This is a genomic window from Levilactobacillus koreensis JCM 16448, assembly GCF_001435525.1.
In the GTDB taxonomy this organism is placed as follows: Bacteria; Bacillota; Bacilli; order Lactobacillales; family Lactobacillaceae; genus Levilactobacillus; species Levilactobacillus koreensis.
Map to the genome: position 1 here is coordinate 14,721 of NZ_AZDP01000009.1, position 14,783 is coordinate 29,503.

The window sequence follows — 14,783 nt, forward strand, 5'->3', positions numbered from 1 at the left end:
TAGTCATTGCCTAGGCTCTTTTGGTGTCTATAAGGTTACACTTTGCCATTCATATTCCGAAATTTCCTAGGGGTTATCCCCACGTACCGTTTAAACATTTCCGCATAGTGACTAGCTGAAGAGTATCCATAGTCAAAAGCTATCGTACTGATTATACGTTGTGTGTAAATCAAGTCTCGTTTACTAGCATTCAGCTTTTCCCGTTGTACATACTCACTAAATCGCAGTCGCTGACTTTGATGAAATAAACGTGACAAATATTGCGGTGTCACCTGACAATAAGCACTAACCGTCCTTAAATCCAGGCCATCATGTAAATGTGTTTGCACGTAAGTCTGACATTTGCGGACAATACGATTCGTATTAGCCGTCGTCTTATTTTGGATATCATGGACCAGTTGCGTGTACTCCTGCTTAGCTTGAAGACTCAAAGCCATTACGTCTTGTTCCGTCCGTACCGCCTCAATCGAGTTAATATATTGATCATTAATCGTAAAGGACTGCTCATAGTCCAGGCCACCCCGGATTGCTGCGCGCGCCAATAATGCTAAATCAACAATGCCTAAATTTTTCAACGACCGTAATCGGGTCGGCCCCAACTGGGCGAAATCGCCTTCGAAACTTTCGTGGAGACTAGCTTGTAATCCAGCAACATCCCCGGTTGCCACACTATTCAGCTCTCGTAGTTCTTGATCATATGGATTATGTACAAAGGTATTTTCCTGATTTCGATTGAAGCGTCGCACAGTCCGCACTGCATTCACTTCCTGTTCACCACGACCAAGACCATTTTTCGTATACAGATCACTCGGCCGTAGATTACCGTCATCCAAAACATTTTGCAGCAAACATAGTCCTTCCAACCAGTCATTCAATGGACAAAAACGTGTGCGTGGCGCCACCATTCCTGGTTCTGCCACTAGGAGCGGTCCTAGAACATAAACGATAGTATCCTTACGTACTAGTGCTAGTGACCGCCCATCTGGCCAGTACTTCAACTGCGGATACTGCATCGTTGCGTGTGACACAAATCGTGTAATTACTATTTGCTGTTCTGGTGCTAGGAATGATTCATCAGTCGTTTGCTGGCCAAATTTTCGTACAAATTTATTGTCAGCATATATCCAAATTGGAGCATGCCTCGTCCGTAACAAATAATCTAATACAACGTCTACCGTTTTTCGCATCGTCTAACTCCCCTCCTACTTAGTTTATTTATCTGATATTTCGTTTAATTTTCCGATATAAAAGCGGTTACATACCAATTATTATATAGCCATCAGGAGGAAATCACTATGAAAATTCATTTAGATTCTAAAAATACATACGGGACGATCAATCCTAAACTTCATGGCCAGTTCATTGAGTTTCTCGGTAGCTGTATCGACGACGGTATCTGGGTCGGTAAAGACTCCACTATTCCCAACATCCGTGGTCTACGTCAAGATGTCGTCGAAGCACTGAAAGCGCTGGAACCGCCTATCGTTCGCTGGCCAGGTGGCTGTTACGCCGACACCTACCACTGGCGCGATGGCATTGGTGATCCAACGAAGCGTCCTGTGACTTTCAACGAGAACTTCGGAACCTATGAGCTGGACCAGCATCAATTTGGAACCGATGAGTTTATGGACTTCTGTAACCTGATTGGCGCCGAACCTTGGCTCAATGTCAATCTGCTCAGTGGGAGTGTGCAGGAGATGAAGGATTGGCTAGAATACTGCAATCGCAAGCAACCCACATCACTAGCTAAACTCCGACAAGCAAACGGCCACACCGAGCCCTACAACGTCAAATACGTAGGCATTGGCAACGAAGTTTGGGGTGGTGGTGGCTTCATGACACCACAGCAATACGCCATGACTTATCGTAAATACGCGACCGCTATGCCAACATTTAAAACTTCTCTATTTGATCAGGAAAATGCCTATAAAATTGCAAGCGGTCCTGATGGTAACAAGCCTAAGGAACGTGTTCGTTGGACTCGTGAGTTCTTAGCCGCCTTAGCAAACTACCGGCAGCCTGATATCGATGCCATCGATCTTCATTTCTATAACTGGAACATCGACCACGAGAACGACACCCCTACCGACTTTACGCCGAACGACTGGACTCGTGTCATTCAAGACGCACACGAACTCGATGACGTCATCAGTGAGCAGGAAAGTCTCATCACCAAAGGACTAGCCAATATGCCCATTCCAGAATCCACAATGGACCACCGACTCGACCACATTGACTTGGTCGTTGGCGAATGGGGTAATTGGCACCGTCCAGCATTCACCGCACGTCCTGCACTTCACCAACAAGTCACTATGCGCGATGCCTTGACGACTGCCATCAGCCTAAATATTCTACAAAAACATTGCGATAGTGTTGCCATGGCTTGCGTAGCTCAAACAGTTAACGTGTTGAACTCACTCCTACTGACCGATGGCGACAAAACCATCCTGACTCCTAATTATGATGTCTTCATGATGTACAAGGGACACCGTGGTGGTCACGTCTTACCCCTAGACGCAGAAACGCCCGATGTTGAGACCTTCGCCTCCGTAAAGAACAATACCATCACAGTCAGTCTCAGCAATACTGCTATTCGTGAACCCAAGACTATCACACTTATCTTCGATCATAATGTCCAGCTATCCACGGCAGAAACGTTAAACGCTACCCACGTTACCGATTACAACGATGCCGCCCACCCGAATGCCGTCCGGCGTCATCCCCTAGCCATGGCGCAGATGACTGGTCGTCAACAGACTGTTACTTTGCCAGCAGCTTCCGTTACTACTCTACAATTCAAACTCGTTTAACTTCAATTTAGCCAAGGAGAAAAAACTATGGACAATACAAATAAACAAATCGCGATGAGCAAATCTAGTAAAATTCGCTTTTCGGCTAGCTTCTTTATCTTTGCTTTGCTTTGGATGGGTGGTCTAGGCATCGTTGCTGCCGTTCTACTGCCTCAACACTTGAAAGATATTATGGGCCCCAGCGCTGCCACTGCAGTCTTTGGCGTTCTAAATGCAGCAACAGCTATTTCTTCTCTAGTTGCAAACCTTCTATTCGGAAATCTGTCTGACCGGACGCGTTCACGGTTTGGCCGACGAACACCGTGGGTCGTTGCCGGTGGTCTAGTCGGCGGGCTCTCCTTATTCCTCATCGGGCTCTTCACTAATGTCTGGGCTATTGGAATTGCCTACTGTATTAGCATGTTTGGATTAAATATGATGATTGCACCAGTGATTGCCACATTATCTGACCGTGTCTCCGATGATATGCGTGCTACAATGTCTGCCTTCATGTCCGCCGGAACGACCTGTGGAACGTCACTCGGAACTCTAATTGGCGCTCGTTTCATTTCAATTCAAATTCCAGGTTTCATTGTCGCTGGAATTCTCATGGGGATTGCCGGAATCTGTACCGTTATCGTGTGGCCCAATGAAAGATCAGCAAAAGACCTACCTGAAGTTACTGGCGGTGTCAGCGAGTTACTTGCCTCGTTCCGACCTCCAGTAAAGGGCGCTCGAGATTTCTGGCTAGCTTTCGTTGGCCGGACCCTGTTAATTTTTAGCTATTACATGATTTTTAACTACCAACTCTATATTTTGGAAAGTTACATTGGCCAAGGAAAAACGGCCGCTGCGGCCACCATTTCCGTCATGTCTATTATTACAATGATTGTTGGTTTAGTGGGATCACTGACTTCTGGTGCTATTTCTGATGCCATTGGGCGGCGAAAACTGCCAGTAATCGTTGCCTCAATCCTGCTAGCTATTGGTTATCTACTTCCTTGGGTGATGCGCTCCCCACTATCTATGATGCTCTTTGCCGGATTCGCTGGCCTGGGCTACGCTGTCTACGGTGCCGTTGACCAAGCACTAAACATTGACGTTCTTCCCAACAAAGAGGAAGCCGGTAAGGATTTGGGTATCTTAAACATCGCAACAACTCTGGGACAGACAGTCGGACCCATCGTAACTAGCGTTGTGGTTGTCATGGGCGGCTACAAACTTGTCTTTCCAATTGCAATTGCTTTTGTCCTCATTGCCTGCATCTTCATTCAGATGATTCGTTCAACAAAGTAAGCCAATATGTCTAGTATCACAAATGATATTCAATCCCTATTATTTAACACGCATAAATTTCATCAATAAAGTCAGCTTTGGGTCATTTCAAGTCTGATTAACCGCTTTCATTAGGTTGGTTGTCCTGTTAAACTAGTGGTGAAAGCGTTTCACTACATAACTGAAAAGGAGCTTTTTTTATGACATCACCAATTAGCAATGAATTCATTCAACAGTTGACGCTGACCGAAAAAGCCAGCCTCGTTTCGGGTAAAGACTTCTGGTTCACTGCCGGCATTGACCGGTTGAACCTGGAAAAGATCATGATGACCGATGGCCCGTCTGGATTACGGAAACAGGCCGACAGTGCCGATGCCTTGGGCCTGAACCAGAGTGTCAAGGCCATCACCTTCCCGGCCTCCGCTTTGACCGCCGCTTCATTTGACCGTCACGCTCTGACTACCCTGGGTAAAAACCTCGGTGAAGCCGCCAAGAACGAAGGCGTTAGCGTCCTCCTCGGCCCCGGCATCAACATGAAACGCAGTCCGCTGGCTGGCCGAAACTTCGAGTACTTCTCCGAAGATCCCCTCGTTGCCGGTGAACTCGGTGCCGCTTACGTCAACGGTGTCCAGAGCCAAGGTGTCGGCGTTAGTGTGAAGCATTTTGCCGCCAACAACCGTGAAAACCAACGCTTCACGTCCTCTTCCAACATGAGCGAACGGGCGCTGCGTGAAATCTACCTGGCCGCCTTCGAACGTATCGTGGTCAACGCCCACCCCGCAACCCTGATGTGCTCCTACAATGCCATCAACGGGACGTTAAACTCACAAAACTTCAAGCTACTGACCAAGATTCTCCGCGACGAATGGGGCTTCGATGGCGTGGTCATGTCCGATTGGGGTGCCGTTGCCGACCACGTGGCCGCTCTGCGCGCCGGACTGGATTTGGAAATGCCTGGTAAAGGCCCACAATCAGTGACTGAAATCGTTGATGCCGTCAATCACGGTGACCTGACCGAAGCCACCTTAGATATCGCCGTTAAGCGGGTCCTCAAGATGGTTCACGACTGGCACGTTGATAGCCAACCAAAACCTTACGACAAAGACGCCCAACACGAATTTGCCCGGAAATTGGCCGCTAACAGCATGGTCCTTTTAAAGAACGATGACCACACCTTGCCACTGGCCAATGCCAAAGACGTAGCTATTCTTGGCGAACTTGCCGACAAGCCACGGTACCAAGGGGGTGGGAGTTCTCACGTGAACGCCTACCGAATTACAACCCCGCTGGAGGTGGCCGAAGCCGCTGGCAACACCAATTACCAAGCCGCTTACAGCTTAGACGCCACGGAAGCCGACGCTGATCAAATCGCCAAGGCCGTGGTCGCCGCTAAGCAAGCTGACAAGGTCGTTATCTTCGCCGGTGTGCCCGAGGCCTTAGAGTCTGAAGGCTTTGACAAGACCTCAATGGCCCTGCCCGACAACCAAAACGACCTGATCACCCAAGTCGCCGCGGTTAACGCCCACACCATCGTGGTCCTTCAAAACGGGTCCGCCGTTGAAATGCCATGGGCCGATGACGTTGCGGCCATCCTCGAAACCTATTTGGCCGGTGAAGCCGTGGGTGAAGCCACCTGGGACGTCTTGACTGGCGTCGTTAACCCTAGCGGAAAATTGGCGGAAAGCTTCCCCATCAAACTCGCCGACAACCCCACCTTTGGAACCTTCAACGCTAGTCCATTGACCGAAACCTACCACGACGACATCTTCGTGGGGTACCGGTACTACGATTTGAAGCAACGTGCCGTTCGCTTCCCATTTGGCTACGGCTTAAGCTACACCCACTTCAGCTACCACGACTTAACTGTCACGGATAAGGATCAAAGCGTCGAAGTCAGCTACCAAATCACTAACGATGGCGACGTGGCTGGCCAAGAAACATCGCAGATCTACGTGGCTAACCACGCTAGCTTGGTCGAAATGCCCGTCAAGGAACTCCGCGACTTTGCTAAGACCGAACTGGCTGCTGGTGAAACCAAGACGATCACCCGGACGTTGCCTCGCCGCGCCTTCAGTTGGTACAACGCTGAGACCAGCAACTGGCAAATGGACGATGGTGACTACACCATTTTCGTTGGCCGGTCATCGCGTGACCTCGACCTGCACCAAGACGTGACGTTAGCTTGGAACCCACAAGCTGGTGCTCCAGTGACGCCAGACACGTACATTGGCGCCATCATGGCCCGTCCCGACCTACGCGCTGCACTAGAAGAAACCGACATGGCCAAGAGTTTTGACGCCCTAGCCGGTAACGACACCAATAGTGAAATGATGAAGAACATGCCACTCCGTTCCGCCATTATGGTTGGCGTCAGTGTTGATCAGCTTAATGCTTTTCTTAAGCTCGCTAACCAAGTGAAGTAAGCGTTAAATACAAGCTAAAGATTAATTGGATTTACTAATCGCAAACAAGTCTACCTCGACTAGTTCTCTTCCAAGGTAGACTTGTTTTTGGCTACTGAGTTGGCTGAAGATTTACGCCACCACAGAAACTTAACTAAGCAGATAGCATCAGTCAACAAAAAGCTAGCCGTTCCCGGGAATCGGGAGAACAGCTAGTTTCGTTTTATCTAAAATAAGTATGAAATTCGCTACCTTATTTCGTCACCGCAGCAAGGTTAAACGCTTTTAACGCCGTGTACCCAGCCTGCGTCAACAGTGGCTGAACGTTCGCAATTGCTTGATCGACAGACATTGGTGTGACCGTTGATGAGAGAACTAAATCAACTCCCGCATTATAAACGGCTTGGATATTGTCACCGATGCTTCCGGCAATCAAGATGACTGGTAATTGATGTTTCTTCGCTAACCGGGCAATGCCGATTGGCGCCTTACCCATTAGGGACTGACCATCAATTTGGCCTTCACCAGTAATGACCAAGTCTGCTTGCGCAATCCGGTCATCAAGCTTAGTCAGCCGCATGATCTGTTCAATCCCCGGCTCGAGGCGACCACCCAGAAAGGTCAAAATCCCAAATCCGGTTCCGCCAGCAGCGCCAGCTCCCGGCAAATTACCGCAACTACGCTTTTGGTAATCCATGAGCACCTGATTTAAGTGGTCGAGTCCCCGGTCAAGAATCTGAATCGTTTCCTTAGTCGCACCTTTTTGTGGCCCGAAGACGGCTGAAGCACCTTGTGGCCCGGTCAACGGATTGGCAACATCCGTTAACCCAACGATGGTGGCTGACCGTAGCCGATGGTCGAGCGTGGACAAATCAACGTGGTCCAACTGCAACATCCCGTTGCCGCCGTAAGCCAGTTCTTGGCCCTTAGCGTCGTAGAAGTGGCCACCAAGAGCCTGAGCCATCCCAATACCGCCGTCATTAGTGGCACTACCACCGAGACCAATATAGATTTTTTGTGCCCCTTGGTCGAGCGCAACTTTGACCAGCTGGCCAACCCCATACGTGGTGGTCAACATAGGATCCAAATCACTCTTGGCCAAGTTGAGTCCGGCTGCTTCAGCAACTTCAATGATGGCCGTGGTGGCATCGATCATGCCCCACTGTGCTTGAACCGACTGGCCGAGGGGGCCGACAACGGTCTCTTCACGCATCTCACCGCCAACGGCTGCAAGAACACTAGCTACGGTTCCTTCGCCGCCGTCCGCAATGGGAACGGTCGTCACCTGAATCGTCGGATCTGCTTGATGGGCCCCCGTCGCAATGTAGTTGGCGACTTCGACCGATGTTGCACTTCCTTTAAACGAGTCTGATGCAATTAGTACCCTTGTCATAGCAAAAACCTCAATTCGCGGCTTTAGTCCCCAACAACTTATCCATTTCGGTCTTCATTCCAGCCAAAACGTCACCACTAGATGGTTGACTTGGCAAAATCGGCTTACCGACATTCATGCCAAGTAAGTTAGCCATATCCTTGGTTGCAACTGGGAAACTAGCCTTGTTTTGAACCAGACGAGCCGGATTGAAGGCGTATTGAGCCTCACGAGAACCCTTGTAATCACCGGCTTCGAACTTATTATAAATATCAACAACTTGTTCCGCTAACCCATTGGCAGTGGAACAAACACTCCCGTAAGACCCAGCACACAGGCCTAAGAAGATCAGTGTGTCTTTACCAGTAAATGGCCGGAATTCAATGTCACTGGTCAACCGAACAACTTCTTCAAAGTAGGTCAGATCACCACTGGAGTCCTTAACACCCACAATGTTCTTAACGTCATGAGCAAGGTCACTAACCAATGAGGCATTCAGCTTGTAGCCAACCCGTGGATTATTGTATAGCAACATTGGCAGGTCAGGAACCGTGTCGGCAATCGTCTTAAAGTGATCGTACAATTCTTTATCGGTTGGCTTTAAGAACATTGGTTGCAAGACAGAAATTCCGAAGGCGCCTAACCGTTGAGCCATTTTAGCTAATTTAACACCGTGACTGGTCCGGATAGGGCCCATACCGAAGAAGACAGGAACTCGATCGGCGGTTTCATCAACAATAATCTTAAAGATGGTTTCCATCTCTTCATCAGTCAACATGTAGAACTCGGAATTACTACCGAAGGCTAAGATGCCTTGGACACCGCCGTCGATCACGCGGTCAACGACTGCACGTAATTTGGGTTCATTAACAGTTTCGTCATCATTTACGGGAATCAGTAATGGAACGATAATACCTTTGATCCGACTAATATCCATGATTTATTTCGACCTTTCTTTAACGGACTAAAGCGGGTTGCTTAGGATTAAATTTCCAGTTTGGTACTAAGTACTGCATGGTCTTGGCGTCATCGCGAGCACCCAAATTATTTTCAATGTAAACGCGGTTAGCTGCCTTGATGGCATCAAGATCAATTTCAACGCCCAAACCTTCATTAGAAGCGGGAACAGTTAATTGACCATCCTTGATTTGGTAAGGATTCTTCGTCAAGTTTTGCCCATCTTGCCAGATCCAATGCGTATCAATAGCGTAAATGTTACCAGGAGCAGCTGCGGCCGTGTTGGCAACCATAGCTAAGGAAATATCAAAATGATTATTGGAATGAATTCCCCAGTTAAGACCGAATTCGTGGCACATCTGAGCAACCCGAACGGAGCCTTCCATGGTCCAGAAATGAGGATCAGCTAATGGTACGGAAACACTGTCCAAACGAACGGCGTGTGACATCTGGCGCCAATCGGTATCAACCATGTTCGTCGCAGTTGGCAGGAACGTAGCCTTCCGAAATTCAGCGAGAATCTCACGGCCAGAGAAGCCATCTTCGGCACCACAAGGATCTTCGGCGTAAGTCAAGATACCCTTGAGTTCCTCAGCATAGTGAATGGCATCCTTTAAGGACCAAGCACCGTTTGGATCTAAGTCTAATTTAGCTTCTGGAAAGGCCTCATGCAAGGCTTTGATGGCAGCAACTTCTTGCTCTCCATCAAAAACCCCACCCTTCAGCTTGAAGGTCTTGAAGCCATAACGTTTGTAAGCAGCCTGTGCTTGCTTAACAATTGCTTCCGGCGTCAGAGCTGGTTCGCGACGAATGCGACCCCAATCATCGGAATCATCATCGTCACTGATGTAATCAAGGTCGGTCTTGGTCTTATCCCCCACATAGAAGAGGTAGCCCAACACATCGACCTTTTCCCGAACCTGACCATCGCCAAGCAAAGCAGCGACTGGGACGTGAAGATGCTTCCCTAGCAAATCCAGAAAGGCCGTTTCAACGGCAGTAACAGCATGAATGGTCGTCCGTTGGTCAAATGTTTGTTGGCCCCGTCCGCCAGCATCTAAGTAAGAGAACTTGGCGCGCATGGCTTGCAGCACACCCTTGTACTCACCTAACGTCTTACCAACAACAAGATCCTTAGATTTCAGGAGAATCTCTGTGATTTTTTCACCACCAGGGACTTCACCGACCCCAATTTGGTCGTTATCCGCTGTTAAGATCACAATGTTACGGGTGAAATAAGGACCATGAGCCCCGCTTAAATTCAATAACATACTGTCTTTACCAGCAACCGGGTAGACATCCATTTTCACAATTTTAGGAATCGTCATATTTTGTTCATCCTTTCACTTTTAGGGTAAAAGAAAAAGGGATATCAATTTAATCCCATTTTCTTTAATTTCATCTCGACTAATTAGTCGATCGTTAAGTCATTGATCTTTTCGTAGAACTTAGCAATTGCGGAGTGATCATCACTACCATTACCATCGTTCTTAACAACTTGCAAGATTTCCATGACTTCAGCAGTCAAAGGTAACCCAACGTGTAAGGCGTGTGATGTGTCCAAAGCATTTTGCAGGTCCTTGATGTGGAGGTCAACTCGGAAGCCCGGCTTGAAGTTACGGTCGATCATCATTGGAACCTTGGCATCCATAACGGTACTACCAGCTAAACCAGTGTGAATAGCGTCAAAGACCATCTTTGGATCCAAGCCAGCCTTCTTAGCTAAGGCGAACCCTTCACTAACAGCGGCAATGTTCAATGCAACAATGACTTGGTTAGCTAACTTCGTTGTATTCCCGGCACCAACGGCACCAACGTAGGTCACAGAACCACCCATGATTTCAAGTAAATCTTTGTTCTTTTCATAAAGGTCCTTGTCACCACCAACCATGATGGCAATCGAACCATCAATGGCCTTTGGTTCACCACCAGAAACAGGGGCATCCAAGAAACCAACGTTGAGTTTAGCTAAACGCTTAGCGAAGCCTTGGCTAGCTAATGGGTTGATGGAACTCATGTCGATAACCGTCTTGCCGGCAGTTAATCCTTCGGCAACCCCACCTTCGTTAAACAATGCTGCTTCAACGTTTGGAGAGTTAGGAACCATAGTGAAGATAACGTCTGACTTTTCAGCAACTTCTTTACCAGTCTTAGCCTCAGTAGCGCCATCCGCAACTAATTCTTTAATGGCATCTTCCTTGAAATCAAAGACCGTCAAGTCGTGACCTGCTTTGACCAAGTTCTTTGCCATTGGTTTGCCCATGATACCTAATCCAATAAATCCGAGTTTCATAATAAATGTGCCCCTTTCAATTTCTATCTTTCTACAGTTAAAAGTATAAGTTAATCACCACACAAAGTGTATGGCGCAACTCTCTAAGTTCAACCACGTTATTTAGTCATTTGCACAAAATGGCAACGGTTACAAGATTTAACGGAATGCACCGGTAAGTAGCCCCAAGCCAATCCAGACAAGGCTCATGCCCCAAATTGGGATGAACGCGTATTTAACATATTGTGACAAATCAACTGCACCATGGGTCAAGTCGACACCGATGTAAATTTGTGGTTGAGCAATTGGTGTTAACAGAGCCCCCATGTTCATAAACAGTGTAATGATAACGATGTCTGATGGAACACCGTAAGCCTTCATCAAGGAAACAACGATTGGCATCAGAACGTAGTACCATGTATCGTTGGTAAAGATGAACATCAGCGGTGTACTGAAGACGGCAATGATGATGTAGACCCAAGGCCCCATGGAACTTGGAATGATTTTAACCAAAGTATTAACCATGGCCTTCATCATGCCACTGTATTGCATAACCCCAACAACAACCCCAGATAACAGAATGGCTGGCATGATTGGCAATAAGGAAGCCGCATATTTCTTCAGTAATTTGTTTTGTTGCTTCAAGTCAGGGAAGTTGTAAGCTAACGCGATAACTAGCCCAAAGGCGAAGACGTAATATGAAGGTACAGAAGGCATTAAGCACAATGCCAAGATAACCAAAACGGTTAAAGTCACGTTAATCCAGAAAAACTTTGGCCGTGCCAATTCAGGATCATCAACGATATCACTAATGTCGACCTTACCGGCAGTCATATCAGTTGTTGCACATTCCTTCTTGATCCGCTTTTGTTCACGAAAACCTAAGAAGGCTGCCATGGCGAACAAGAGAACCGTAAAGATAACTTGTGTTGGGAACATCATGCTGAACAAATGGTTCGCACCACCAGGAATATTCGGAATCAAGGACGCACTCCGTAACATCCGAGCACTCCAAGGAACATCGAATGTATTGATGGCCCCGACAGTAGTCAAGAAGACCAGAATGATCGGTTTCATGTGTAACTTCTGGTAGAACGGCAGTAACAGTGGAATCGTAATTAAGTAAATAGATGTGATACTAACATCAAATCCGGTAATCATAGCGACCAGCAAGGTTAAGCAGGTCAAGACTACTGGACTCAAATTAATATGTTTCAGGATTCTCCGGACAATTCCGTTGAAGAACCCCGTATCTGCCATGAGTAGGAAGTACGGCAGCGAGAATAACATGATCAGGGCAACTGGGGTCGTCATCCCCAACCCTTTTGTCAGGTAATTCCCAATTTGTGTCGGTGACGCACCTACCAAGATTGCACCGATGATTGGAATTACCGTAAAGGCAAACATCGTGCTGGTCTTTTGCTTTAACAAAACCCAGACAATGACGATCATCATAACGAAACCAATAATTGCCGGATAACTCATTCGAACTCGCCAACTTTCTCAAAACTATTTTTTAAGCAAAATGTTATTTAGTGAGCAATGAAACGAAGTAAGCATGCCTTACGCTCCTTATACTATTCGGAATATTAGGACCGAACAACTGACATAATGCCCAAAATCAAGTTTGAATTTTTGTGATTTTGGTTGCGCTTCCTATATAGCAACAAAAGTAATTGTGCTGGAGTTGAAAAAAATAACTATCTGCGTTTAAATAGACGACAGGCGCTTTCACTGATAGCTCTAAAAATCTTGCATCCTACGTAAAAGCGCTCTGAAATCGCTTGATTGCAGAATCACAATCGGTTGCACATTCGTTAAAATCACCAGATTATAGCACGAATGTTAGCGCTATCATTTCATTGTTTACCTATGGTTGCTCACTAAATTTCAATTCACTTAGTCCTAATTTAGCATGGCTTAACTGCCAATTTTCGCACTAGTTGCTTGGTCATTTGCCTAAATTTTAGATATGTGGTTTAAGTTTTACTCATTAATTGAATAGTGTCGGTCAATTAACAATGATTGTTAACTAATTGCTGACTTATCCGTGTTTAATGCGTACACTTAAGATTAAGGGATTCTCATTTTATCTCCTTACATAGTGCCTCCGTCTGACATATTTTCTACATTTCGACGACGTTTTTTTACAATTAATTTTGCTCCGCCCCGTCCCATTTTGTATCATGTCTGATTATTATTGAGAAAGTAGGTAATTTACTTATGAAAATCGATCCCGTATTGGCACAATCCATCGTGAACAAAATGATGGCTCAGATTCCATACAACGTGAATATGATGGATGAACACGGCTACGTAATTGCTAGCGGTGACGAGGCCAGAATCAATACCCTGCATGTCGGCGCACTTGATGCGATTGAACAAAAAAAGACGCTACCGATGGCAAAGTCCTTTGGCCAGCATGGACGGCCTGGTATCAACATGCCCATTTTCTTCGACAAGAAGATTGTGGGTGTGATCGGTATTACGGGCGAACCTGAAAAGGTTACCCCCCTCGCCTCACTACTCAGAGTTGCTACAGAACTCTTACTGAGTCAAAATCAGAACAACTTACGCGAGAAGAAGAAAGAAACTGCTCTCAATCGTTTTCTTTACCAATGGTCACAAGTCACTGACCATATTGAAGACAAAACGGACCTCTTACTGGAAGCTAGCCAATTGAGTATTGACATCCTTAAAGAACGTACTGCTATTGCTGTTCAGTTAAAGACGCTCCCCATGAATTTATTGGACCCAACTGATTTTCAAATCTCACTGTCTGCTAGTACGGTCATTGTTCTCACTAGTCAATCCGTCACCATCGATCGATTTACTGCTTATTGCCAGAAAAAGAAGATTAGTTTGGGAATTGGCCTCCCCAGCGTTAACGTTGGCTTGTCCGTCAACCAAGCACTACAAACCCTCCGAATCAGTAACGTCTTCGACCGTCCCGACCAAATCAACTACGGTCAGGTCGCCTTTGTTGACACGCTACTCGGTAGTCACCTTTCATTAACGCCTATCGTCGAAAAATTTCAGGACGCAAACGGCAGTGAGTCTGGTAGCGATCTGATTCAAACATTGGGTATGTACATTCGTCACAGTGGTAACATGGTTCAAACCGCAAAAGCTATGCATATTCACCGTAATACTTTGGGTTACCGCCTCACTAAAATCAAAGAAGACTTTGACCTTGATCCCCACAATACAATTGAACTCTTCGAGCTTTACCTTGGCTACCTATACTTCAAGGACGCTAGTTACCACCATAACTTGAAGCAACCCACAGCATCAGGTATTAATTAATAATTCAACCAACTTGCACAAGGAATAACTTATAATCCTGTTAATATGACTGATCATTCCGGATAATTAAGCGCTTACAATGGAATTAAACTTTGTGAGGAGCTGTTCAAAATGGTCGTTATTCCAAAAGTTACTGATGTCCAAGTCATTCCCGTTGCTGGTTACGATAGTATGTTGCTCACTCTTAGTGGTGCTCACTATCCTTATTTCACTAGAAACATTGTTATCATTACTGATGATTCTGGAAACCGTGGTATTGGTGAAATCCACGGCGGTGATGTGATTACTAAGTCACTTAACTCATTCAAATCAATCATTATTGGCCGACCGATTACAGAATATCGGGCCATTCTGAAATAAAAACCACCCGTTGAACGGGTGGTTTTCTCGAGGGCTATAAGCCCTGGGTA

General features: G+C 46.6%; 11 protein-coding genes. 5 read left to right on the top strand and 6 right to left on the bottom strand.

Translation table 11 applies throughout. The features are described from left to right. Window positions 1-35 precede the first annotated feature (35 nt). Window positions 36-1,187 (bottom strand): helix-turn-helix domain-containing protein, encoded by a 1,152-nt coding sequence (locus FC99_RS00520; protein WP_048733129.1) that lies wholly within the window; start codon window positions 1,185-1,187, stop codon window positions 36-38. A gap of 108 nt (window positions 1,188-1,295) precedes the next feature. On the opposite strand from FC99_RS00520, the gene FC99_RS00525 reads away from it, so the two are divergent. The 3 genes from FC99_RS00525 to FC99_RS00535 all read left to right on the top strand — a co-directional run bounded on the left by FC99_RS00525 (window position 1,296) and on the right by FC99_RS00535 (window position 6,487). Continuing rightward, a complete protein-coding gene (locus tag FC99_RS00525) occupies window positions 1,296-2,810 on the top strand; it encodes an alpha-N-arabinofuranosidase (protein ID WP_048733130.1) in 1,515 nt (504 codons plus the stop codon). A 27-nt stretch (window positions 2,811-2,837) separates the two neighbouring features. Continuing rightward, the gene (locus tag FC99_RS00530) at window positions 2,838-4,085 is read left to right on the top strand and encodes an MFS transporter (protein ID WP_048733132.1); all 1,248 of its coding nucleotides are present in this window, start codon (window positions 2,838-2,840) and stop codon (window positions 4,083-4,085) included. Between the two features lie 179 nt (window positions 4,086-4,264). Next, window positions 4,265-6,487 carry a glycoside hydrolase family 3 C-terminal domain-containing protein gene (locus FC99_RS00535; RefSeq protein WP_048733135.1) on the top strand — a complete coding sequence of 741 codons (2,223 nt, stop codon included), beginning with the start codon at window positions 4,265-4,267 and terminating at the stop codon, window positions 6,485-6,487. 232 nt (window positions 6,488-6,719) lie between these two features. Here FC99_RS00535 and FC99_RS00540 read toward each other — a convergent pair whose 3' ends face one another. The 5 genes from FC99_RS00540 to FC99_RS00560 all read right to left on the bottom strand — a co-directional run bounded on the left by FC99_RS00540 (window position 6,720) and on the right by FC99_RS00560 (window position 12,552). Beyond that, window positions 6,720-7,859, bottom strand: coding sequence for a glycerate kinase family protein (locus tag FC99_RS00540; RefSeq protein ID WP_048733136.1), 1,140 nt, complete (start codon window positions 7,857-7,859; stop codon window positions 6,720-6,722). A gap of 10 nt (window positions 7,860-7,869) precedes the next feature. Then, a complete protein-coding gene (locus FC99_RS00545) occupies window positions 7,870-8,775 on the bottom strand; it encodes a dihydrodipicolinate synthase family protein (RefSeq protein WP_048733138.1) in 906 nt (301 codons plus the stop codon). Between the two features lie 19 nt (window positions 8,776-8,794). Next, window positions 8,795-10,123: an enolase C-terminal domain-like protein gene (locus FC99_RS00550; RefSeq protein ID WP_048733140.1), complete on the bottom strand. Its 1,329-nt coding sequence runs from the start codon at window positions 10,121-10,123 to the stop codon at window positions 8,795-8,797. Between the two features lie 83 nt (window positions 10,124-10,206). After that, on the bottom strand, window positions 10,207-11,088 hold the full coding sequence (gene garR, locus FC99_RS00555; RefSeq protein ID WP_048733143.1) for a 2-hydroxy-3-oxopropionate reductase: 882 nt from the start codon (window positions 11,086-11,088) through the stop codon (window positions 10,207-10,209). A 138-nt stretch (window positions 11,089-11,226) separates the two neighbouring features. Next, window positions 11,227-12,552, bottom strand: a complete 1,326-nt coding sequence (locus FC99_RS00560) for a Na+/H+ antiporter NhaC family protein (RefSeq protein WP_048733145.1) — start codon at window positions 12,550-12,552, stop codon at window positions 11,227-11,229. 738 nt (window positions 12,553-13,290) lie between these two features. Here FC99_RS00560 and FC99_RS00565 point away from each other — a divergent pair. Both FC99_RS00565 and FC99_RS00570 read left to right on the top strand, forming a co-directional pair. Beyond that, entirely contained in the window at window positions 13,291-14,373 is a 1,083-nt protein-coding gene (locus FC99_RS00565) for a CdaR family transcriptional regulator (protein ID WP_048733147.1), read from the top strand. A gap of 111 nt (window positions 14,374-14,484) precedes the next feature. After that, entirely contained in the window at window positions 14,485-14,733 is a 249-nt protein-coding gene (locus FC99_RS00570) for a hypothetical protein (protein WP_048733148.1), read from the top strand. The last annotated feature ends 50 nt before the right edge of the window (window positions 14,734-14,783 follow it).

Coding starts and splice junctions, on each gene's coding strand:
- FC99_RS00545 (WP_048733138.1), bottom strand. CDS start 8,775: ATGGATATTAGTCGGATCAAAGGTATTATCGTTCCATTACTGATTCCC.
- FC99_RS00550 (WP_048733140.1), bottom strand. CDS start 10,123: ATGACGATTCCTAAAATTGTGAAAATGGATGTCTACCCGGTTGCTGGT.
- FC99_RS00520 (WP_048733129.1), bottom strand. CDS start 1,187: ATGCGAAAAACGGTAGACGTTGTATTAGATTATTTGTTACGGACGAGG.
- FC99_RS00570 (WP_048733148.1), top strand. CDS start 14,485: ATGGTCGTTATTCCAAAAGTTACTGATGTCCAAGTCATTCCCGTTGCT.
- FC99_RS00540 (WP_048733136.1), bottom strand. CDS start 7,859: ATGACAAGGGTACTAATTGCATCAGACTCGTTTAAAGGAAGTGCAACA.
- FC99_RS00525 (WP_048733130.1), top strand. CDS start 1,296: ATGAAAATTCATTTAGATTCTAAAAATACATACGGGACGATCAATCCT.
- FC99_RS00560 (WP_048733145.1), bottom strand. CDS start 12,552: ATGAGTTATCCGGCAATTATTGGTTTCGTTATGATGATCGTCATTGTC.
- FC99_RS00530 (WP_048733132.1), top strand. CDS start 2,838: ATGGACAATACAAATAAACAAATCGCGATGAGCAAATCTAGTAAAATT.
- FC99_RS00535 (WP_048733135.1), top strand. CDS start 4,265: ATGACATCACCAATTAGCAATGAATTCATTCAACAGTTGACGCTGACC.
- garR (WP_048733143.1), bottom strand. CDS start 11,088: ATGAAACTCGGATTTATTGGATTAGGTATCATGGGCAAACCAATGGCA.
- FC99_RS00565 (WP_048733147.1), top strand. CDS start 13,291: ATGAAAATCGATCCCGTATTGGCACAATCCATCGTGAACAAAATGATG.